The sequence below is a fragment of the Vibrio sp. M260112 genome, from assembly GCF_036533775.1.
Classification (GTDB): Bacteria; Pseudomonadota; Gammaproteobacteria; order Enterobacterales; family Vibrionaceae; genus Vibrio.
Map to the genome: position 1 here is coordinate 12,774 of NZ_JATABH010000027.1, position 20,979 is coordinate 33,752.

Here is a 20,979-nt window from a genome sequence, read left to right on the forward strand (position 1 = left end):
TCGTGATGTCTCAAGACGATGAATTCGGTTTGTTTCAACAAATGATGGGGGATGTAAAACCTCTCAAGCAAGATACAACCGAACATAAAAAACACCATCAAGTAACGGATGCTCAACTCGCCAAACGCGAAGCCGCAATTTGGCTGACTGAAGATGATCCTGAATATCTGTCTATTGACCACGCGGAAATGATCAAGCCAGACGACGTCATCGAGTTTAAACGTGATGGTGTCCAAGATGGCGTGTATAAAAAGCTGCGTCTAGCCAAATACCCTATTCAAGCTAGATTAGACTTGCATAAAAGAACACTAGAACAAGCTCGAGATGAAGTGGTTAAGTTCCTAAAACAATGTATGCGTATGGATATCCGTACCGTTGTCATTGTTCACGGCAAAGGGGAACGTTCAAATCCACCAGCTCTAATGAAGAGTTTCGTTGCTCAGTGGCTAAAGCAAATCAAAGAAGTTCAGTGTGTTCATAGTGCCCAACGCTTTCATGGCGGGACTGGCGCAGTTTATGTGCTCCTCAGGAAAAGCGCTGAGAAAAAAATAGAAACTCGTGAACGGCATCAAAAACGTCTGGGTTAACTTGTCGCTCGGTGCTAGAATGCGCGACCTCTCTGTGTTGATATTTTGGTCAGCACATTTTATTAACCGCCGTTGTGAAACGTTAGGAGAACAACATGACACAAGATACTGGCAAACGCCTAAATAAATTCATCAGTGAGACTGGATTCTGTTCACGAAGAGAAGCAGACCGACTGATTGAGCAGGGCCGCGTAACAATTAATGGCCTCGTACCTGAGATGGGAACTAAGGTTCAATCAGGTGACGACGTTCGTGTTGATGACAAACCGATTTCAGCCACAGTCGACAAACCGATTTATATCGCTCTGAATAAGCCAACGGGTATTACTTGTACCACCGAACGCGATATACCAGGCAACATTGTCGACTTTGTCGGCCATAAAAAACGTATCTTCCCAATTGGTCGTCTCGACAAGCCTTCTGACGGCCTTATCTTCCTGACCAATGATGGTGACATCGTTAACAAGATCCTCCGTGCTGGTAACAACCACGAGAAGGAGTATGTTGTTCGTGTCGATAAGCCCATCAGTGATGACTTCATTAACAAGATGTCTTCCGGCGTCAACATTCTTGATACCGTAACCTTACCTTGTAAAGTTGTAAGAGAGACTAAATACTCATTCCGTATCGTGTTAACTCAGGGTCTTAACCGTCAAATACGTCGTATGTGTGAAGCACTCGGCTACGAAGTCTTTAAACTTCGCCGCGTCCGCATCATGAACATTTCGCTTGATGGTATTCCAAATGGACAATGGCGCTACCTAACCGACGCAGAAGTCTCTGAAATTCTTGCTATGTGTGAAGATTCAAGTGGCACAGAAGAAGCTTCTAAGATGGACGCGAAAGGTAAACGCATTCGTCGAGCAACTGACGCGAAACTATTTGACAGCCGTGAAGAGAACCAAGAATCGAAAGCACGTCGCAACCAAAAGCAACGTACCTTTAAAGGTCGCAACGCCGAAGAGTTCCGCCATGCTCCAAACTCTAAGAAAGGTCGCAATAGTGACCAACAAGCAGAATCGAAAGGCAAGCCTGCTAAAAAGACTTTCTACAAACCTACTTCAGAAAAAGCGCAGCGCCCAGCTAAGTCACAAGGCGGCACGTTGAGTTTGAAGAAGTAAGACTTGAGACGATTAGCTAACGAGTAGAATTGCTCACGCAGACACGCTCGTTATCCATAGGTCTCTGCCCTGAATTCTCTAGATTACGACAAAAAAAGAGAGCCTTATGGCTCTCTTTCGCAATCATTACAATCTTCGCTTATTGTGTACCGAAGATCTTGTCACCCGCATCACCAAGACCTGGGACGATGTAGCCTTTGTCATTTAGCTTTTGATCGATTGCCGCAGTGTATAGCTCTACGTCTGGGTGTGCTTTTTCTAGCGCTTCGATACCTTCAGGAGCCGCGACAAGAACAAGAACCTTGATAGCTTTACAACCTTTCTCTTTTATAAGGTCAATTGTTGCGATCATAGAACCGCCAGTTGCTAGCATTGGGTCAACAATAAGAGCGATACGCTCATCCATGTTGGACGCTAGCTTGTTAAAGTACGGTACTGGCTCTAGCGTCTCTTCATCACGGTAGATACCAACAACACTGATACGTGCACTTGGCATATGCTCAAGAACGCCATCCATCATGCCTAGACCTGCACGTAGGATTGGCACTACTGTTACTTTTTTACCTTTGATTTGGTCCACTTCAACTGGACCGTTCCAACCTTCAATGGTTACTTTTTCCGTTTCAAAATCCGCTGTCGCTTCATAAGTTAATAGGCTTCCAACTTCTGTCGCTAGCTCACGAAAGCGCTTAGTGCTGATATCACCTTCTCTCATTAGACCAAGTTTGTGCTTCACAAGAGGGTGTTTTACTTCAACAACTTTCATTTCCATCTCCGGATATCAGGTAAAATTTAAACAAACCTCAGGATTATAAACGATTTCGTTCTCAATTTCTTGTCATAGCGCAAAAGAAAAAACTTGCGCAAACGTTTGCTATATAGGTTTATCCACTGTTAGAATAGCGCCGTTTTCATATCCAACTTAAAACCGAGGACTTCCCTGTGAGTGCTGATAACACATCTCTTAGCTATAAAGACGCTGGCGTAGATATCGATGCAGGCAACGCGCTTGTTGACCGTATTAAAGGTGCTGTAAAACGTACACGTCGCCCAGAAGTAATGGGTGGAATTGGTGGTTTTGGCGCATTGTGTGAACTACCAACTAAATATAAGCAACCAGTTCTAGTATCTGGTACAGATGGTGTGGGTACAAAACTGCGCCTTGCTTTGGATATGAAAAAGCATGACACAATCGGCATCGACCTTGTTGCTATGTGTGTGAACGACCTTATCGTTCAAGGTGCTGAGCCACTATTTTTCCTAGACTACTATGCAACAGGTAAGCTTGACGTCGACACTGCGGCTGACGTTGTCTCAGGTATTGCAGATGGCTGTGTTCAAGCGGGCTGTGCTCTTATTGGTGGCGAAACCGCTGAAATGCCAGGCATGTACGAAGGTGAAGACTACGACGTTGCAGGTTTCTGTGTTGGCGTTGTAGAAAAAGAAGACGTCATTGATGGCACTAAAGTCGCCGCTGGTGATGCCCTTATTGCCGTTGGTTCAAGTGGCCCTCACTCAAACGGTTACTCACTAATCCGTAAGATCCTTGAAGTATCTGGCGCAGACAAAAATGAAGAGCTAGCTGGACGCACAATCGGTGAACACCTATTAGAGCCGACCAAGATTTACATCAAATCAGCACTAAAAATGATTGAGAAACACGACATCCATGCGATTTCTCACATTACAGGTGGTGGTTTCTGGGAAAACATTCCTCGCGTACTACCAGAAGGTACTAAAGCCGTTGTTGATGGTAGCAGTTGGGAATGGCCTGTTATTTTTAAATGGCTACAAGAAAAAGGCAACGTAACCACTCACGAAATGTACCGCACATTTAACTGTGGCGTGGGCCTTATTGTTGCTCTACCTCAAGATCAAGCAAGCGCAGCTGTTGAACTGCTAAAAGCTGAAGGCGAAAACGCTTGGATCATAGGTGAGATTGCCAACGCAGCATCAGGCGAAGAGCAAGTAGAAATTAACTAGTATTCAAGTAGAGTTCAATCAAGTATGAAAAGTATCGTTGTTTTAGTATCAGGAAACGGTTCAAACTTACAAGCAATCATTGACGCTTGTAATACCAGTATTACTGGTGGCCGTGTCACAGCCGTGTTTTCAAACAAGGCCGATGCGTACGCGTTAGAACGTGCGAAAATGGCTGAGGCTGGGGCTCATTTTCTTGATCCAAAAAGCTTCGATACCCGTGATGCTTTCGATCATGAGTTAATGAAGCAAATCGATGAGTACAAACCTGATGTCATCGTACTTGCTGGCTACATGCGAATCCTCAGTGGCGAGTTTGTTCGCCACTACATGGGTCGAATGATCAACATCCACCCTTCACTACTGCCTAAATACCCTGGGTTGAACACTTACCAACGTGCTATTCACGCGGGTGATGAAGAACATGGGACTAGTGTTCATTTTGTCACAGAACAGCTGGATGGCGGTCCTGTGATTCTACAAGCGAAAGTACCCATCTTCGATGAAGATACCGTAGACACATTGACTGAGCGCGTTCAAACACAAGAACACCGAATCTACCCTATGGTCGTTAAGTGGTTAGTCGAAGAACGCTTGGTAATGAAAGATGGTAAAGAAGCTTACCTAGACGGTAATCTACTTAGCATTCACGGCTACGCAGAAGAGTAATCTGCCTAACATTACAACAAAACAACCACTTAGCATGACCTAAAATCGACAATTAAAATTTTAAGCACGTCCAGAAAGACCAAGAAACACGAATTCGCAATCTAGAAGGCCCAGTCCGATTAACTGGGCCTTTGTTTTTCTAACTAACTAACGGTTGTCTTTTAACTAGCGAAAATAGGCTTTTTAATATCATGGAGTAATAAACAAACCAAGTAACCCATAAAGCTATGTTTTCACGCCCCGTCATAGTAATACTATGCATGTCATTAACCGTGTATAGCGCAAATACGATGGTATTAATTACAATGACTAGCGCAAAAATATAAGGCATATTTTTCTTGTATGCACTGAAGTATAAGCCTAGAAGAATAATTACATCACTACCCACTGAATAAACGTTTGTTAGTATAAATTGCTCACTCAGCAAAGCCCCGTCAGTTAATGTTAAAAGCGCTACGCGACTAAAAATCATCAGCGTTATAACAATATAAAAAATAACCTTGTTACCCATAGTTACCACCAATAGGCTGGAGAAAGCATATCTGGATTGGGAGGCAAGCGTTTTAGCCCATCTATTGATTGTAAATAGTCACGCTTGAATTGCATTCTTCTAATACCGTAAGGAGCCAGCTTATGAAGTGCATCAACCGCATCCTGAATTTCTTTATCGTTATATTTTGCGCCAGCGTCAATGGCATTTAACACTAACGGGACCACAGTTCGATACACTCGCTCCGAGTCAACCTTCCCAGTCACCTCACCATAAATCGCCGCTAAAGCACTATATAAAAGCCTAAATTCTGCGACTGCCATAATTTCACCCTGTATCATACTTGCAACAGCAGCGTACAAAACAAAAGTTCATTATGTAAAATATCAATATATTACGATGTGAATATCATCCAGAAATGAAAAAGCGCAGTCAAATGACTGGGCCTTTTTTGTTTGCATAAACATGCAATTGAAGATGGCTGGGGTGGAGAGATTCGAACTCCCAACACGCGGATTTGTAAAACCGCCTAAACCCTAATAAAACAAATGCTTAGCATAGTCAAAAATAGACAAGTAACGTTATACACACTCAAAATGACTTTGTTTGGCGGTAATAAGACGCTCTCAAGGTGACCATTGGCAATTGCCGAATTCACGTAGAACCCTACAAAAGATAATGTACTAATTCTCGGTTTTATATCTGACACAATATTTCCTTTTATCTTGTTGATTTGTTTAAAAATCAATTAATAAGAGTTAGCCTTATTAGACGACAAACTGCCGCCTAATAACGATAATGCTGATTTAACGGATTTAGCTCTAACGCCTCTTCTAGGTGGTCAGGGGCTAAATGTGCGCCGTTATTACGACATGCGCGAGTTTATGATTGCCGCCATGCAAGCGAGGCGCAAACGCGCCAGCTTTCGAATTGCGCGCACGGTTGAGGCGACAAAACCTCGCCGCTTTTTGTGCGTTCGTCTGGATGGTGGGCGAGTTTTACACCTTGTTCTAGAAGAATTAGCCGTGTGTGAGCTTGGCAGTGGCAAAGCAGAGGGCGTACTCAACAAACTTTGTGTAGCTAGGTCGAAAGTTTGGTTTTATCCTGCACAGTATTTACCAGAGACCGCAGCAAGTCCCTAAAACGGTCATCTCTCAATCCAATCGAATCCGGTGTGGCAAACAAAAAACCTCATTAGATGCGAAGTACATCTCAAATGAGATAGACCTCACCGTAGAGCAAATCAAATCACTCAAACCACTGGAATATTTTTACTCAGATGAAATGGGAGCAATTAAACGTGGGCGACTTCGAAAGCCAAGGCGTTAACGCTAAATACCGCTATCTAACAAATAAGACAAAAATGAGCTTTTGAAGAAATGTCCTATATCACTCTAGACCAAAAATGCGACAACTTGATGTTTAAGTAATCAACTAGCTAGATATTACCAAACTATCATGTATGGTAGCGCTGAATTAGATATGACCTTCAGGGTCGCTTGATTTATGAGTAATAACATTAAACCAACTTAGGAGAATGCTTGATGCTGTCACAAGCCTCACTACCATCTTCGGAAAGGACTCCTATTACCGACAAGGATTTGTATATTGCTTCACACAACGATTCATTAGGGGACTTCCTAAAAACAGAGCTATCACAAGGCAGACATATATACTGCTCATTTACAAAAGCTCAACTTCACGGAAGCCTCCGACGAGAGCTAAAAAAACGAGAAATTCAAAGCATCAGCTTTATAGATGGCTACACCATTTACCCCTGTCACGAATATTAAGCTCAAACAATAAAGGTCGCCTTCGCGTAATGCCAGTCAGTTAAGCTGACTGGCATTAGAGCCAGGTGCTCGTCTTTTTTTTTATTCTCTCGCCTAATATTAATCTTCCATTCATCTTGCCCCTGCTATGGTGCTAACAACCAATGGAGGCACGCGATGGATCTGAAAAGTTTACTCAATCAAGCACTTAACTCCGACCTTGTTAAACAAGGCCAACAACACGTCAAACAACAATCCAGCTCAGGCACTTTAAAATCACTGGGAGCTGGCGCCGTCGGAGGCGGTTTGGTTTCCCTTCTGATGGGTTCAAAGAAGAGCAAAAAACTCGGCAAAAATGCACTTAAAATTGGCAGTGTCGCTGCGTTAGGCGCTTTGGCGTACAAGGTGTATAACGACTATCAGGATAAAAACGCCTCGATATCAAACCACAATGCTCAGCAAGATACCTTCAACGCTGAAGATAACATCCACAGCGAACTGATCTTAACGGCGATGATTGCAGCAGCGAAAGCCGATGGTCATGTGGATCAGCAAGAAATGGAACGAATTGAACTGACACTTAAACAAGCAGGCGCAGATCTTCAACTGCAAAGTTTTCTTCATTCAGAGCTGAATAAGCCACTCGTTCCGACTGAAATTGCGCGTTTAGCGCGCTCACCTCAGCAAGCATCTGAAATATATCTCGCTTCGCTGATCGTGATTGATGAACAAAACTTTATGGAGAAGGCCTATCTCCAAGAACTCGCTAAACAACTCAACTTGTCACCAGAAGTAACCTTTCAGTTAGAACAACAGTTAAACAGGGCATAACATTGAACAGATATTCAACAGCCAAAGGTAACCCTTGAGCTAGGACAAGCACCTGCTTTGAGTTTCTTTGAGCGACTGTGTATATTTGACAGCAGTGACTGTTTATTGGAGTGAAGGCCATGCAAGTATACGGCTGTTGTGATCTAATTCGTGAACTTTATGCCCAGATTGGTAGTGGAGATCAAGCTTATGTCCCACAAGCTATCTCATGTGCAGTTAGAGCGTTAAATGATATCGCTGCTGATGAGTCCTTACCAAAGGATACTCGAGAAAAAGCAGCATTTGCTGCGGCAAACTTACTTATTTCAGATTTCGAGGATAAGTAATGAACTTAGCGAACTTTGAGTCAATGGACCCAGTTATGCTGATGAGTATCATCAACATGAAGCTGCGTGACGATTTTGCTGGCGACTTAGATAAACTCGTCGCGTTTTTCGATATTGATAGAGTCGCGTTAGAAGCGAAGTTATCAACCGCTGGCTTTGACTTTTTGCCAGAAGCAGGTCAGTTTCGGTAAACGCGCTAGATTCAGAGATAAAAAAACCGCCGTTTGGCGGTTTTTTTTATCTGTAGAAGCAATCTTTACTCTTCGTCAGCATCAGCTGCGCGTTGAGCTAAACGGCGTGCTTTTCTTTCTTCAGCTTCACGAGCTAGGCGTGCTTCACGCTCTAAACGCTCTTGACGTTGAACCGCTTTACGTTCGTTGCGCTCTGCTTGGTTTTTAACGAAACCAGCAAGTTCTTTCTCTGCCCACGCTTGAGCAAGTTCTTGACTTTCAAAAGCCATTTCACGCTTAGAAACGACAGTTTTACGAGAAGTCACTTGGCGAGTGATTTCAGCAGTCCAACCGTTACGTTTTTCAGAAGTGCGAATAGCAAATTTTGGATTTTTAGACATTTAATTCATTTCCTAAGGGATTAATCAGGGATTCGGTCAACTTGATAACTCCATCTAAGCTGAGCTGTTTAACACCATCCCTTGGTAAGCGCGGTATTAGAGCACAAAAGTCCGCATAACGCTGCAAGTTTTTTACGAGCGAGCTGGAGAGCTCGAGCCCAAAAAAAGCGCCGGTCTCTCAACCAGCGCTTTTCTATTTGGATCAGACTCACCTTTGGTGATTAGCCCAAATTCTTACGTGCGTTTTGGAACATACGCATCCAAGCACCGTTTTCACCCCAACCTTCAGGAGCCCAAGAGTTTGCCACTGTACGGAACACACGCTCTGGGTGAGGCATCATAATAGTCACACGACCATCCGTCGTTGTCAGGCCTGTAATCGCATTAGGAGAACCATTCGGGTTGTTCGGGTATCGCTGAGTTGGATTGCTATGGTTATCCACGTAACGCACAGCGACAGTACCAGACGCTTCAATTGCTGCTAGATGCTCCGCTCCACGAACTTCAACACGCCCTTCACCATGAGACACAGCGATTGGCATACGCGAACCCGCCATACCATCGAAGAACACAGAATCTGACTTCTGAACTTCGACTAAACTAAAGCGCGCTTCAAAACGCTCAGATTCATTGCGTACGAATCTTGGCCATAGTTCTGCGCCTGGGATCAACTCTTTCAGGTTAGACAGCATTTGACAGCCATTACATACCCCGAGAGAGAAAGTATCTTCACGGTTGAAGAAACCTTCAAACTGATTGCGCGCTTGTTCATTGAACAAGATAGACTTCGCCCAGCCTTCACCTGCACCCAATACGTCACCGTAAGAGAAACCACCACAAGCAACGAGACCTTGGTATTGGTCCAGAACAGCCTGACCAGTCAGGATATCGCTCATGTGGATATCGGTCGCTTCAAAACCTGCACGGTCAAATGCAGCCGCCATTTCAACATGAGAGTTAACGCCCTGCTCGCGCAGAATAGCCATTTTCGGCTTGGCGCCTGTCGCAATGTACGGAGCTGCAATATCTTCTTTAACATCGAAGCTCAATTTAACGTTGAGACCTGGGTCTGAGTTATCTTTCTTCGCTTCAAACTCTTGATCCGCACACACTGGATTATCACGCAGAGCCTGCATCTTATGGGTAGTTTCCGCCCAGATAGTACGCAGTTCAGTACGATTACGCTCAAGAACGACTGAATCACCAGACTTAATAACAAGCTCATCAGAAGCATCGACTGAACCGATCACATGTGAACAAGTTTCTAGACCATTTGCTGCCAAGGTTGAAAGCACTGTGTCTAGGTCAGAATTTTTCACCTGAATCACGGCACCAAGTTCTTCGTTGAACAGAGCCGCAAGAGTATCGTCACCCAAGGCAGCGATGTCAGCATTGATACCACAGTGACCTGCGAATGCCATTTCGGCCAAAGTAACGAATAGACCACCGTCGCCTTTATCGTGGTAAGCCACAACTTGATCATTTGCGACAAGAGCCTGAATACCCTCGTAAAAACCTTTAAGTTGTGCTGCATTGTCTACATCAGCAGGTTTGTCACCAAGCTGCTTGTACACCTGTGCAAGCGCTGTTGCGCCTAGACGATTCTTACCATTGCCCAAGTCGATAAGTACCAGGCTAGTGTCGCCTTTGTCAGTGCGAAGCTGAGGTGTAATCGTCTTACGAATATCCTCAACACGCGCGAATGCAGTGATAATTAGAGACAGTGGAGACGTCACTTCTTTCTGTTCACCGTTCTCTTCCCACTTGGTTTTCATTGACATCGAATCTTTACCAACTGGGATAGTCAGTCCAAGCGCCGGACATAGCTCTTCACCAACAGCCTTCACCGCTTCGTAAAGACCCGCATCTTCACCTGGGTGGCCTGCTGGAGACATCCAGTTTGCAGACAATTTAATATGTTTGATGTCACCAATGTTGGTCGCAGCGATGTTCGTGATTGCTTCGCCCACCGCAAGACGAGCTGATGCACCAAAATCTAGTAGAGCAACTGGAGTGCGCTCACCCATTGACATTGCTTCACCGTGGTAAGTGTCGTAGCTTGCTGCCGTTACTGCGCAGTTTGCAACTGGAACTTGCCATGGACCAACCATTTGGTCACGAGCGACCAGACCTGTTACGGTGCGGTCACCAATCGTGATAAGGAACGTTTTTTCAGCCACTGTTGGTAAGCGTAGAACGCGCTCTAGCGCATCATTTAGTTCAATACCTTGACGATCAATCGCTGGGTTGTTCACCTTCAGCGTTTTCGCGTCACGGTGCATCTTCGGCGTTTTACCTAGAAGAACATCCATTGGCATATCGATTGGTGTGTTGTCGAAGTGTGAATCTTCTAGCTTCAATTCACGTTCTTCTGTCGCGATACCAACAACAGCATATGGTGCGCGCTCACGCTTACAGATAGCATCAAATGCTGCCATATTTTCTGGTGCAACCGCTAATACATAACGCTCTTGCGATTCATTACACCAGATCTCTAATGGGCTCATACCCGGTTCATCATTTGGTACGTCACGTAGCTGGAAGATACCACCACGTTCACCGTCATCAACAAGCTCTGGAAGTGCGTTTGAGATACCGCCAGCACCAACATCATGAATAAAGGCGATTGGGTTTGCTTCGCCTAGCTGCCAACAACGGTCGATAACTTCCTGACAACGACGCTCCATTTCTGGGTTTTCACGTTGAACTGATGCGAAATCGAGATCTTCGGCTGATTGACCAGATGCCATTGAAGACGCTGCACCGCCACCAAGGCCGATATTCATTGCAGGGCCACCAAGCACAATTAGGCTTGCTCCTACTGGGATTTCTTTCTTCTGTACATGCTCTTCACGGATGTTACCCATACCGCCAGCAATCATAATTGGCTTGTGGTATCCACGGATCTCTTCACCTGCGTGAGAATTAACTTTCTCTTCGTAAGTACGGAAGTAACCAAGTAGGTTTGGACGACCAAATTCGTTGTTGAACGCCGCACCACCTAGAGGACCTTCTAGCATGATATCTAGAGCGTTAACGATATGACCAGGCTTGCCAAAATCGGTTTCCCAAGGCTGCTCAAAGTTTGGAATACGTAGGTTAGAAGTCGTAAAACCAACTAGACCTGCTTTTGGTTTACCACCGATACCGGTTGCGCCTTCATCACGGATTTCACCACCGGAGCCCGTAGATGCCCCAGGCCAAGGAGAGATAGCCGTTGGGTGGTTATGTGTTTCCACCTTCATGAGAATGTGTGCTTTCTCATGGTTGTAGCCATACTGACGTGTTTCTGGATTAGGGAAGAAACGACCAACATCAGAACCCACCATAACCGCTGCATTATCTTTGTAAGCCGACAGCACGTTATCTGGTGTCACTTGATAAGTATTTTTGATCATTTTAAACAAAGACTTCTCTTGCTTGACGCCGTCGATTGTCCAGTCTGCATTAAAGATCTTATGGCGACAGTGCTCTGAGTTTGCTTGTGCAAACATCATCAGTTCGATGTCAGTTGGGTTGCGTTCAAGTTTGTTGACGAACGCATCGTAGAGATATTCAATTTCGTCATCAGCCAAAGCTAGGCCTAGGGTAACGTTTGCTTTTTCAAGCGCATCACGACCACCTGCAATTAGGTCAACATCCGCGACTGGCGCAGGCTCAGCAACTTGGAACAAAGCTTGTGCAGAATCGAAATCAGTGAAAATGACTTCCATCATGCGATCATGAAGGATAGCTTTTAGCTCAACCAGTTGAAGTTCTGTAAGTTCGGTTGAGGATTCGATGTAGTAAGCCGTACCGCGCTCAAGGCGAACCACTTTGTCCAGACCACAGTTATTGGCGATATCCGTCGACTTTGACGACCAAGGAGAGATCGTTCCTGGGCGAGGAGTCACAAGCAGAAGCAAACCTTGTGGTTCATGCTCTTCAATTGTAGGACCGTAAGTCAGTAGTTTTTCAAGTTTCTCAACTTCAGACTCATCAAGATCAGCTGATAGTGCTGTAAAGTGAGCGAACTCTGCGTAGATGCCAGTTACTGGCAGACTTAGTTCACGACAAAGCTCTAGAAGCTTGTTAACACGAAATTCAGATAGAGCTGGGGAGCCACGAAAAATTCTCATGTGCTTAGGTCTCTTATGCAATTGGTTAAGGTCTATTGACCTGAGGTGATATTGGAATAAATTCAGTAAGTTAGGACATATCACTTCGAACTTATGCCGATTGCACCTCTCTGTTGCGAGCGCATTATATAGTAATTATTTTTGTGATGTAACACCAAAAGCAACCGTTTGCGTCATTTTTTTTGTCAAATTTGAGATACACCAAAATTCCTCATTACCAGAACAGTTATCCCGAAGCCTGACTGATTATCTTGCCTTGTCATGACACTTTGATATAAATGCCCTACTAGATGTATGAGAATGTCGTTAATGAAAAAGCATTATCTAAACCAACTTAAATCTGTGTGCGCGTTGCTATTCTGCGCCTTGGTGCTTTCTGGTTGTCAAATAGAATCCGAACCAAAGAGTGAGTTGGACTTAATTAAAGAACGTGGTGTATTGCGTGTTGGCACACTCAACAATCAACTTTCTTACTTTATCGGACCAGATGGCCCTGCTGGACTGGATTACGAACTTGCTCGTGAGTTTGCCAATGAACTCGGCGTCCAGCTTGAAATGAAACCGGCATACAGAATATCAAGCCTATACCCAGCACTGAAAAATGGTGAAATTGATATAATCGCAGCGGGCTTGAGCCAATCTCCAGAGCGTCTAAAACTCTTCCTCCCAGGGCCTGCCTACTACTACGTGAGTCAACAGCTTGTATACAAGAAAGGAAACTGGCGTCCAAGAAACCTTGAGCAGTTGCTTGAGAAGCAGGCTGAGCTTATTGAAGCCAATAGTGGTGAAGATGTACTGAGAATTGTCAGCGACTCTCATTTTAACCGCACACTAGCAGCAATTCAGGCCGAACAGCCACAATTGTCTTATGATATTGACCCAAATGCCGACGTAAATGATCTCCTTAAGCAGGTTTCCTCTGGAGAGCTGCGCTTTACTGTCGCGGACTCGGTAGAAATTTCGCTCTCACAACGAATTTACCCAGATATTGCCCTCGCCTTTGAACTGACAGAAGACCAACCCATCTCTTGGTTCTTGCGTCGTTCTCAAGATGAGAGCTTATACGGTTTGATCATAGAGTTCTTCGGGGCGGTTAATCAGTCTGGTCATCTCGCATCGCTTGAAGAGAAATACATTGGTCACATTGGCAATTTTGACTATGTTGATACACGTGCTTTCATTCGTGCGCTAGACTCCAAATTACCGAAGTGGTCTCCACTATTTAAAAAGTATTCGGATGAGTTTGACTGGAGACTTGTAGCAGCTCTGGCTTATCAAGAGTCACACTGGAACCCTAAAGCTAAATCGCCAACGGGTGTACGTGGCATGATGATGTTGACTCTCCCTACGGCAAAAAGTGTGGGGGTGAACAATCGTCTCGACCCAGAGCAGTCCGTTCGTGGAGGCGTCGAGTACTTGCGCAGAATGGTGGCTCGAATTCCAGACTCGATCGATGAACATGAAAAAATTTGGTTTGCGCTGGCTTCCTATAACGTGGGTTATGGTCACATGATGGATGCACGTAGACTGACCAAGACGCAAGGTGGAAACCCAAATGCTTGGTCTGACGTAAAAGATCGACTGCCACTGCTGCGTCAGAAGAAATACTACAGCCAAACTCGCTACGGTTTTGCTCGTGGAGATGAAGCTCGCCGCTATGTTGAGAATATTCGCCGCTACTACCAGAGTATTATTGGACACGTCGAACAGCAGACGGTTGAAAATGGCGACATCAGCATTGATGATCTCGCGGTTATCCAACTGCCTGAAATGGAAGAGTCTGAAGAAAGCCTAAGCGCTGAAGATGAGTTAGAAACACTGGAATCTGAAGCCCTCGTCGAGCCATCAACTAATCAGTAGACACCCTATGTTTGAGTGCGCAGTTTTGGTTAAAATCCGCGCACTTAATCATTATTTACTCACTCAGAGATAATATCGTGTTCAAGATCACTTGCGAAGTTTCTTGGAATTGTAACAATTGCGAGGTATAAGACGTTTATCGTCACATAATCAATTGCTTCTCTGCACTTGAGAGTTTGATTAAACATTAACCAAAACAGGAGGTTGTTTTATGCTTAGACGTAAAATGCAGTCAAAACGCCTTAACAAGACCGTTGCTGCAAATCGCCGTAAGCGCATGCTGAGTAACAACAAGAAAAAGGTGATCGCACGTCACCGCGCCTTTATGCAATTAATTATTGCTGCATAACCCCGCATAGCAAACATCTTAACCACAAGATGTTTGCTTATGACCCGCTTTCCTTCAGTCTTTTTTGTCTCTGCTTGTTTCGTCCATTTGCTCTAAGCGTATTGCCTGACGTTGCTGTTTCTTCTCTTTGCGTCGACGTTTAAAGAACGCTTGTAACTGAGACCGGCACTCCTCTTCAAGCAACCCTTGTTCAACATCTGCATAATGGTAAGCGGCTTGATGCTCAAACAAGTTGAGAACCGTTCCTGCCGCACCGGCCTTAAGATCAGGTGCACCAAAAACGATTCGCTTGACTCGACTATGTAATAACGCTCCCGCACACATAGGACATGGCTCTAACGTTACATACAGAGTGGTATCGAGTAGCCGATAGTTCTGCAACACATGGCCCGCCTTACGAATAGTCTGCATCTCAGCGTGCGCGCTAGCATCATGCTGGCCAATAGACTCATTCCAGCCTTCCGCAATAACTTTACCCTCTTTGACTAAGACCGCACCAACAGGCACTTCTCCCTTTGCTTCGGCAAGCTCAGCAAGCTCGATAGCGCGGCGCATAAACAGTTCATCTTGAGGGGTAAATTGAGAATCTGACACAGAGAACTCCAAAATCTAGCATAGCGGCTGTGGGCTGGTGATTTTACTCAAAGAGTGAGTGTTCTGAAAGGAGAACTCTCTATTTGTCTGGTTTATCGCCGAAACGAAAAAGCGCCGGTCTTTCAACCAGCGCTTTATTAAATGTTACTAAACAATCTCAGCGTTCTTACATGCTGTAAGTGTATGGAGCTTGGATACCTAGAGGGATACCTAGCATCCAGTAGACAACTAGGAAGATTGACCAACCGATCAGCATTGCAATCGAGAATGGCATCATTAGAGATGCAAGTGTTCCGATCCCTGTCGACTTCACGTAACGTTGACAGTAAACCACGACTAGCGGGAAGAATACCATCAGAGGTGAAATGATGTTAGACACCGAGTCACCAACACGGTAAGCCGCTTGAGATAGCTCAGGAGAGATACCGACAGCCATTAGCATTGGAACTAGGATTGGACCAATCAGAGCCCACTTCGCTGACGCAGAACCAATAAGTAGGTTTACAGATGCAGTCAGTAGAATCATACCAATGATTGTTGCTTCACCCGGTAGGTTCATGACTTTTAGGCCTTGAGCACCGTAAAGCGCTAGCATAGTACCGATGTTTGACTGAGCGAACGCCGATAGGAACTGTGCACAGAAGAACGACATGACAATGTACGCACCCATTGTAGACATAGTGTCAGCCATCGCTTTAATGATGTCGTTACTTGTCTTGAACGTACCTGAAACACGGCCATATACGTAGCCTGGGATGATAAACAGAATAAAGATCAGCGGAACAATCGATTTCATCAGCGGTGCAGAGAACGCCGTAATCTCACCAGCTGGAGAACGTAGTGCTGAATTCTCAGGAATGATCGCAGCGATAAGTAGCGCGATGCCCGCCATCATAGCCCAACCAGCGTAACGGAACGCTTTTGATTCTAGCTCTGAGAAAGAACCAAGATCTGGTGCTTTTTCAGCATCTTCGTCGATAGGTGAATTTGCTAGACGAGGTTCGATGATTTTCTCTGTCACGTACCAACCGATAGCAACAATGATCACTGAAGATAGGCCAGTAAAGAAGATGTTTGCTAGAGGGTTTACTACATATTCTGGATCGAGAACCTGAGCCGCAGTCTGTGTAAAGCCAGCAAGTAGCGGATCAATACCTGAAGGAATGAAGTTAGCTGAGAAGCCACCCGACACACCCGCAAACGCTGCCGCGATACCCGCTAGAGGGTGACGACCTGCCGCGTGGAAAATAATACCACCTAGTGGAATAACCAGAACGTAGCCCGCATCTGCCGCTGTGTGCGAAACGATCGCAACCAGAATTAGCATTGGAGTCAGCAGCTTCGCTGGAGTGAAGTTAAGCATCTTCTTAAGGCCAGTTGTAATAAAGCCAGAAGAGTCAGCAACACCAACACCTAACATCGCGACTAACACGATACCTAGTGGTGCAAAACCAGTAAAGGTTGTCACCATATTCGCGAGAAAGCTTGCTAAAGATTCGCCAGTCAAAAGGTTTTTAATTTCAAGAGCTTCACCCGAACGTGGATTGATCAGGTCAAATGTAACGTTGGAGAGCAACGCTGACGCAGCCCAAGTAATAACAAGTGCCCAGAAAAATAAAATGGCAGGATCTGGGATCTTGTTACCTGCGCGTTCGATAAAGTTTAAGAAGCGATCCATCCCACTCGGCTTCGAAGATGGTGCCTTATTTACTGCTTGGTTACTCATGGTAACTCCATATGTGATGTTGTTGCCTAAGGCTTCTTGTAATTGTTTTGTCAGCCTATGATTCGACTGTCATTCTATAAAATAGCCTTACTAAAAGCACAAGATTCTGTGTATTTTTCCATAATTGGAGACATATTTTGCAAAAACACCATTAACGTGCAACAAAGCCAATACAAATACCCATCACGACATGAAACAATTTTGAAACCAAAACGTAAAACATAGATCTCGCTTTTGAGTTTTGAGCGCTAATACGACATAGATATGAAACTAATGCAACATGCGTATTGTTAATCAGAAAACATCGTCTTCAGGGTAACCATTTGGGGCTGCCCTAGTCGGTCATTCCATTCAACATACACTTCGACTTGTTTAAGGTTTACTGAAGATGGCCACGACATACTCTGAATTTGCCACGCCAATTGGAATTTTGAGTGTGAGCTGGAATCGGTGCCGCTAGCTAATGAACTCACACCTAGAAAACCAGCGTGACTTCTTAGCCGCTCGGCTTTCTGCTCAGCGATACTTAATGCTGTCACGCTATCCACCGCAAACTCGGCTCTCTGCTCTATGTATACCTGAAGTTGCACCAACGCCAATGAAGTCATTCCACTTAGCAACATAGTAATAAGAACTTCTATAAGGCTAAAGCCAGTTTGCCTATTCCGCATTCCAACCTCCATGTAGCCAGCGAATCACAGTGTTTTCCGCGTTAGGATGGGTTATTACAGACTGTATGGTCTCATCAGTGGTTTGTTCACCATAATAAAAACGCCTGCTGATACCATAATTTCGCCTTGTAGCCCGAATAACAAAACGTTGGCTGCCTAGCGGCTCAATCAATAACTCATCTAATTCCATCGCTGTCAGACAATCATTGAACAGCTCCTCTCTTTCTACAGGCGATGATAGAACTAGCACATTCGGGTGTCGCTTTATTCGGGCAAAGGCACACTCGATTCCCCCTTCAACTAACCAGTGTGTTTGACTTAATTTAATCTGATTCTGTGCCTGTTTAATGTGAAAAAATACCCCTCTAAAAAGCCCCATAGACACACCTAAAGCCGCTGTTAGTAACACGCTACTCAAAATTAATGTCACTATGCCTTTCTGCTTCACTAATCGTTCCTTACTCGCACTGTTATCTGAGAGGAGTAATTTACCTCCGGCGCTTGAGTTAGCTGACCAGCTAAACGAACAGAAACAAGCTGACTAGCACTTGCGTGCTCACTAGTGACTTCCGTTGAGACTTCGAATTCAGAGACAGAGATAAGTTTGGGATCGAAGAGGTTATAACAGTTACCGAGTAAACCTGATTCAGCCGCTGAAGAGATACCTAAAGGTGCAGACGTATGCTTCTCGCATATTTTCAGCTGACCGACTGACGAAGTGGTTGAAACGTAATACTTAAAAAATACATTGCGAAATAGCTCTTCATCAGAAGACGCCGCTCGATAGACATAACCAAACTGTTGACTGTCAGGATTCACATAGATGGTTTTGGTACTACCAACAAGCCTAACCGATACTCCTCGTGCATCATTGAATCCTGCACGTTTTATATCCTGCTTAATGTGCAGCATGACACTTTCTATACTGTCGACAAGAAGTAAACGCTCATCTCTATGCTCAGTAATTTGCAGACTTGCCTCAAGAATTGAGCCGACGACACCTAACGTCATCACGCCCATTAATGACGCCACCAGTATTTCAATCATTGTCGAACCATACTGAGTGTTGTTGCTAACATGCCGCATAACCAAAACGCTCGGCTCCTTCAGCGCAAACCACCACCCTATTGGCAAAAAATGAACTCTTTAGCCGCAACTTATGATCGCTTTCCCCCTCGACATAGAATTCAAAACTGCCGTTCTCGACTCGACCGCGTACCCCATAAAATCGGATTCTGTCTCTAGTGTAATTCCAACTCAGTTTTATCGAAGCAAACGTGCGACCGTCAATTAAGAGTATGGTTTCCCCACTGTCGACAACCTGTGAATCCGTCAAGGTTATTCGCCATAACCCCGCTTGCTGTTCAGAACCGAGGTCAGTAATGTGAACCCAGAGATCTTGATTCCTTGCGATCGCCTCAGAACGGCTCTGCATCATAAACCCCTTTAGCTCATTCGCCACACGCTTCATCTGAAGAGCATGACTCATCTGCAACATACTCGGAATTGCTGCTGACATGAGTAAGGCCATTAAAATCAGCCAAATGAGTAGCTCAATCAGAGTAAAGCCGAGAGACGTTTTCCACTTCATCATGTAAATCAATGTCTATGCACAACCATTCTTGAAGTGACCTTAACAGTCAATAAGATTATGAAAATAAACAAATAATAAGACTAGAAGCAGATTCAAATGACGTATTCAAAAACGAGCAACATTAGACCAAAGGGTATGACATTGATCGAGTTATTAGTCGTCGTCATGCTGGTAACCATTTTTGCCTCGATTCTCTATCCAAACTATCAGAGCCAAATTCTCAAGGCACATCGCGCTGCAGCCATTAGCGACTTGGCGAAAATTCAGCTCGAACTGGAGCGTCAGTATCGGGGAAGTTACGCATTGGCAGCCGAAAATGTGCTGCCAGATGGCTACTGCGCTTGGTGTAAAACCAATGCCCGTCAGTTTTCTTTTTCGATATCAGCGACAGAAAACCGCTACACCATAAAAGCCCACCCAACTCACTCTCAGACGAGCGACGAGTGCGGTGGAGAAAGGTACCAATCCCTCAGCCTAAATCAGGCTGGAGAGTACAGCCCGATAAAATGCTGGCAATAAAAAAGCCTGCGCGTAGGCAGGCTTTTACAGTTGAATAAAACCATTAGCTGGTTAGGTCATCAAAGAACTTTTTCACTCCGTTGAAGAAGCCTTCAGACTTAGGCTTGTGCTTTGTCGCAGCTTCACCACCACATGATTCTTCAAACTCTTTAAGCAGCTCTTTTTGACGAGAACTTAGGTTAACTGGCGTTTCCACGACAAGCTTAACGATAAGATCACCAATACCGCCACCGCGAACACCCTTAACACCTTTACCACGCATACGGAACATACGACCGGTTTGAGTTTCTGACGGTACTTTCAAATTAACACGACCATCCAGTGTAGGGACTTCAACCTCTCCGCCTAGCGCTGCCATAGCAAAGCTAACAGGAACTTCACAGTACAAGTTGTTGCCGTCACGTTCGAAGATATGGTGCTCTTTCACGTGAACCTGAACGTATAGATCACCGGCTGGTGCACCCATTTCTCCAGCTTCACCCTCACCAGACAAGCGGATGCGATCACCTGTGTCCACGCCTGCAGGAATCTTAACATTAAGAGTTTTGGTTTTCTGTTTGCGACCTTGACCATGACATACGTTACATGGGTCTTTGATGATCTTACCTTTACCATGACAGGTAGGACAGGTTTGTTGAACCGCGAAGAAACCCTGACGCATCTGAACTTGACCATGACCATGACAAGTGCCACATGTCTCAGCAGAAGTGCCTTTCTTAGCACCGCTACCTTCACAAGAGTCACAGTGAACAAGTGTAGGTACATCAATTTCTTTCGAGACACCACGAACCGCTTCTTCTAGCGACAACTCCATGTTGTAGCGTAGATCTGCACCACGCTGCGCACGTTGCTGACCACCGCCACGACGACCACCACCAAAGATATCGCCAAATACGTCACCAAAGATGTCACCGAAATCTGCGCCGCCGCCACCAAAGCCGCTACCGCCCATACCACCTTGTTCAAAGGCCGCATGACCATACTGGTCGTAAGCTGCTTTCTTTTGTGGATCGAGCAGGATTTCATACGCTTCTTTTACTTCTTTAAACTTATCTGCGGCGCTCTCATCACCCTGATTGCGATCCGGGTGGAACTTCATTGCTAGGCGCTTGTACGCCTTTTTAATATCACGCTCTGATGCATCGCGGCTTACGCCTAATACTTCGTAAAAATCACGTTTTGACATGTTTCTCGTCACCAA

General features: G+C 45.0%; 23 protein-coding genes. 11 read left to right on the top strand and 12 right to left on the bottom strand.

Translation table 11 applies throughout. The annotated features are described in order from the left end of the window. Positions 1-5 precede the first annotated feature (5 nt). Complete coding sequence (gene smrA, locus QTN95_RS12520) at positions 6-587, top strand: DNA endonuclease SmrA (RefSeq protein ID WP_138971768.1); 582 nt, start codon at positions 6-8, stop codon at positions 585-587. A 95-nt stretch (positions 588-682) separates the two neighbouring features. Continuing rightward, positions 683-1,708 carry a 23S rRNA pseudouridine(2604) synthase RluF gene (rluF, locus tag QTN95_RS12525; RefSeq protein ID WP_331417699.1) on the top strand — a complete coding sequence of 342 codons (1,026 nt, stop codon included), beginning with the start codon at positions 683-685 and terminating at the stop codon, positions 1,706-1,708. A 139-nt stretch (positions 1,709-1,847) separates the two neighbouring features. Here rluF and upp read toward each other — a convergent pair whose 3' ends face one another. After that, complete coding sequence (upp, locus tag QTN95_RS12530) at positions 1,848-2,474, bottom strand: uracil phosphoribosyltransferase (protein ID WP_269378182.1); 627 nt, start codon at positions 2,472-2,474, stop codon at positions 1,848-1,850. A 176-nt stretch (positions 2,475-2,650) separates the two neighbouring features. On the opposite strand from upp, the gene purM reads away from it, so the two are divergent. Both purM and purN read left to right on the top strand, forming a co-directional pair. After that, on the top strand, positions 2,651-3,691 hold the full coding sequence (purM, locus tag QTN95_RS12535) for a phosphoribosylformylglycinamidine cyclo-ligase (protein ID WP_331417700.1): 1,041 nt from the start codon (positions 2,651-2,653) through the stop codon (positions 3,689-3,691). A gap of 24 nt (positions 3,692-3,715) precedes the next feature. Beyond that, complete coding sequence (gene purN, locus QTN95_RS12540) at positions 3,716-4,357, top strand: phosphoribosylglycinamide formyltransferase (RefSeq protein WP_331417701.1); 642 nt, start codon at positions 3,716-3,718, stop codon at positions 4,355-4,357. A gap of 139 nt (positions 4,358-4,496) precedes the next feature. On the opposite strand, the gene QTN95_RS12545 is transcribed toward purN, so the two are convergent. Next, on the bottom strand, positions 4,497-4,868 hold the full coding sequence (locus QTN95_RS12545; protein WP_331417702.1) for a hypothetical protein: 372 nt from the start codon (positions 4,866-4,868) through the stop codon (positions 4,497-4,499). 2 nt (positions 4,869-4,870) lie between these two features. Next, a complete protein-coding gene (locus tag QTN95_RS12550; protein ID WP_331417703.1) occupies positions 4,871-5,170 on the bottom strand; it encodes a hypothetical protein in 300 nt (99 codons plus the stop codon). Between the two features lie 531 nt (positions 5,171-5,701). Here QTN95_RS12550 and QTN95_RS12555 point away from each other — a divergent pair. The 4 genes from QTN95_RS12555 (at position 5,702) to QTN95_RS12570 (ending at position 7,967) form a co-directional block, all read left to right on the top strand. Beyond that, on the top strand, positions 5,702-5,989 hold the full coding sequence (locus tag QTN95_RS12555) for a hypothetical protein (RefSeq protein WP_331417704.1): 288 nt from the start codon (positions 5,702-5,704) through the stop codon (positions 5,987-5,989). Between the two features lie 807 nt (positions 5,990-6,796). Next, complete coding sequence (locus QTN95_RS12560) at positions 6,797-7,450, top strand: tellurite resistance TerB family protein (RefSeq protein ID WP_331417705.1); 654 nt, start codon at positions 6,797-6,799, stop codon at positions 7,448-7,450. Between the two features lie 119 nt (positions 7,451-7,569). Further along, a complete protein-coding gene (locus QTN95_RS12565) occupies positions 7,570-7,776 on the top strand; it encodes a YaeP family protein (RefSeq protein WP_138971762.1) in 207 nt (68 codons plus the stop codon). Then, entirely contained in the window at positions 7,776-7,967 is a 192-nt protein-coding gene (locus QTN95_RS12570) for a DUF4250 domain-containing protein (RefSeq protein ID WP_138971761.1), read from the top strand. Before QTN95_RS12565 ends, QTN95_RS12570 begins: the two co-directional genes overlap by 1 nt. Before the next feature lie 65 nt (positions 7,968-8,032). On the opposite strand, the gene QTN95_RS12575 is transcribed toward QTN95_RS12570, so the two are convergent. Beyond that, positions 8,033-8,347 carry a DUF3622 domain-containing protein gene (locus QTN95_RS12575; RefSeq protein ID WP_138971760.1) on the bottom strand — a complete coding sequence of 105 codons (315 nt, stop codon included), beginning with the start codon at positions 8,345-8,347 and terminating at the stop codon, positions 8,033-8,035. A 221-nt stretch (positions 8,348-8,568) separates the two neighbouring features. Next, positions 8,569-12,465 carry a phosphoribosylformylglycinamidine synthase gene (gene purL / locus QTN95_RS12580; RefSeq protein ID WP_331417706.1) on the bottom strand — a complete coding sequence of 1,299 codons (3,897 nt, stop codon included), beginning with the start codon at positions 12,463-12,465 and terminating at the stop codon, positions 8,569-8,571. Positions 12,466-12,774: 309 nt separating this feature from the next. On the opposite strand from purL, the gene mltF reads away from it, so the two are divergent. Then, entirely contained in the window at positions 12,775-14,325 is a 1,551-nt protein-coding gene (gene mltF, locus QTN95_RS12585) for a membrane-bound lytic murein transglycosylase MltF (RefSeq protein ID WP_331417707.1), read from the top strand. A gap of 211 nt (positions 14,326-14,536) precedes the next feature. Beyond that, positions 14,537-14,674, top strand: coding sequence for a hypothetical protein (locus QTN95_RS12590; protein ID WP_171052184.1), 138 nt, complete (start codon positions 14,537-14,539; stop codon positions 14,672-14,674). 54 nt (positions 14,675-14,728) lie between these two features. Here QTN95_RS12590 and tadA read toward each other — a convergent pair whose 3' ends face one another. From tadA to QTN95_RS12620, 6 genes are all read right to left on the bottom strand, one after another. After that, a complete protein-coding gene (gene tadA, locus QTN95_RS12595; protein ID WP_331417708.1) occupies positions 14,729-15,268 on the bottom strand; it encodes a tRNA adenosine(34) deaminase TadA in 540 nt (179 codons plus the stop codon). Positions 15,269-15,434: 166 nt separating this feature from the next. Further along, entirely contained in the window at positions 15,435-16,994 is a 1,560-nt protein-coding gene (locus QTN95_RS12600; RefSeq protein ID WP_331417709.1) for an AbgT family transporter, read from the bottom strand. A gap of 290 nt (positions 16,995-17,284) precedes the next feature. Continuing rightward, positions 17,285-17,665 carry a type IV pilus modification PilV family protein gene (locus tag QTN95_RS12605; protein WP_331417710.1) on the bottom strand — a complete coding sequence of 127 codons (381 nt, stop codon included), beginning with the start codon at positions 17,663-17,665 and terminating at the stop codon, positions 17,285-17,287. Beyond that, on the bottom strand, positions 17,655-18,113 hold the full coding sequence (locus QTN95_RS12610) for a hypothetical protein (protein WP_331417711.1): 459 nt from the start codon (positions 18,111-18,113) through the stop codon (positions 17,655-17,657). The genes QTN95_RS12605 and QTN95_RS12610 overlap by 11 nt, the downstream gene beginning before the upstream one ends. Then, on the bottom strand, positions 18,113-18,712 hold the full coding sequence (locus QTN95_RS12615) for a PilW family protein (RefSeq protein ID WP_331417712.1): 600 nt from the start codon (positions 18,710-18,712) through the stop codon (positions 18,113-18,115). Before QTN95_RS12615 ends, QTN95_RS12610 begins: the two co-directional genes overlap by 1 nt. A gap of 25 nt (positions 18,713-18,737) precedes the next feature. Next, positions 18,738-19,259, bottom strand: coding sequence for a GspH/FimT family pseudopilin (locus QTN95_RS12620; RefSeq protein WP_138971818.1), 522 nt, complete (start codon positions 19,257-19,259; stop codon positions 18,738-18,740). Positions 19,260-19,355: 96 nt separating this feature from the next. Between QTN95_RS12620 and QTN95_RS12625 the strand changes: the two genes are divergently transcribed. Then, positions 19,356-19,778: a type IV pilin protein gene (locus tag QTN95_RS12625; protein WP_331417713.1), complete on the top strand. Its 423-nt coding sequence runs from the start codon at positions 19,356-19,358 to the stop codon at positions 19,776-19,778. Between the two features lie 43 nt (positions 19,779-19,821). Here QTN95_RS12625 and dnaJ read toward each other — a convergent pair whose 3' ends face one another. Continuing rightward, a complete protein-coding gene (gene dnaJ / locus QTN95_RS12630) occupies positions 19,822-20,964 on the bottom strand; it encodes a molecular chaperone DnaJ (protein WP_331417714.1) in 1,143 nt (380 codons plus the stop codon). Positions 20,965-20,979: the final 15 nt, after the last annotated feature.

Excerpts from the sequence above, each read along its gene's own strand:
- smrA (WP_138971768.1), top strand. The coding sequence starts at position 6 with ATGTCTCAAGACGATGAATTCGGTTTGTTTCAACAAATGATGGGGGAT.
- rluF (WP_331417699.1), top strand. The coding sequence starts at position 683 with ATGACACAAGATACTGGCAAACGCCTAAATAAATTCATCAGTGAGACT.
- upp (WP_269378182.1), bottom strand. The coding sequence starts at position 2,474 with ATGAAAGTTGTTGAAGTAAAACACCCTCTTGTGAAGCACAAACTTGGT.
- purN (WP_331417701.1), top strand. The coding sequence starts at position 3,716 with ATGAAAAGTATCGTTGTTTTAGTATCAGGAAACGGTTCAAACTTACAA.
- QTN95_RS12545 (WP_331417702.1), bottom strand. The coding sequence starts at position 4,868 with ATGGGTAACAAGGTTATTTTTTATATTGTTATAACGCTGATGATTTTT.
- QTN95_RS12550 (WP_331417703.1), bottom strand. The coding sequence starts at position 5,170 with ATGGCAGTCGCAGAATTTAGGCTTTTATATAGTGCTTTAGCGGCGATT.
- QTN95_RS12560 (WP_331417705.1), top strand. The coding sequence starts at position 6,797 with ATGGATCTGAAAAGTTTACTCAATCAAGCACTTAACTCCGACCTTGTT.
- QTN95_RS12565 (WP_138971762.1), top strand. The coding sequence starts at position 7,570 with ATGCAAGTATACGGCTGTTGTGATCTAATTCGTGAACTTTATGCCCAG.
- QTN95_RS12570 (WP_138971761.1), top strand. The coding sequence starts at position 7,776 with ATGAACTTAGCGAACTTTGAGTCAATGGACCCAGTTATGCTGATGAGT.
- QTN95_RS12575 (WP_138971760.1), bottom strand. The coding sequence starts at position 8,347 with ATGTCTAAAAATCCAAAATTTGCTATTCGCACTTCTGAAAAACGTAAC.
- purL (WP_331417706.1), bottom strand. The coding sequence starts at position 12,465 with ATGAGAATTTTTCGTGGCTCCCCAGCTCTATCTGAATTTCGTGTTAAC.
- mltF (WP_331417707.1), top strand. The coding sequence starts at position 12,775 with ATGAAAAAGCATTATCTAAACCAACTTAAATCTGTGTGCGCGTTGCTA.
- QTN95_RS12590 (WP_171052184.1), top strand. The coding sequence starts at position 14,537 with ATGCTTAGACGTAAAATGCAGTCAAAACGCCTTAACAAGACCGTTGCT.
- QTN95_RS12600 (WP_331417709.1), bottom strand. The coding sequence starts at position 16,994 with ATGAGTAACCAAGCAGTAAATAAGGCACCATCTTCGAAGCCGAGTGGG.
- QTN95_RS12605 (WP_331417710.1), bottom strand. The coding sequence starts at position 17,665 with ATGCGGAATAGGCAAACTGGCTTTAGCCTTATAGAAGTTCTTATTACT.
- QTN95_RS12615 (WP_331417712.1), bottom strand. The coding sequence starts at position 18,712 with ATGATTGAAATACTGGTGGCGTCATTAATGGGCGTGATGACGTTAGGT.
- QTN95_RS12620 (WP_138971818.1), bottom strand. The coding sequence starts at position 19,259 with ATGATGAAGTGGAAAACGTCTCTCGGCTTTACTCTGATTGAGCTACTC.
- QTN95_RS12625 (WP_331417713.1), top strand. The coding sequence starts at position 19,356 with ATGACGTATTCAAAAACGAGCAACATTAGACCAAAGGGTATGACATTG.
- dnaJ (WP_331417714.1), bottom strand. The coding sequence starts at position 20,964 with ATGTCAAAACGTGATTTTTACGAAGTATTAGGCGTAAGCCGCGATGCA.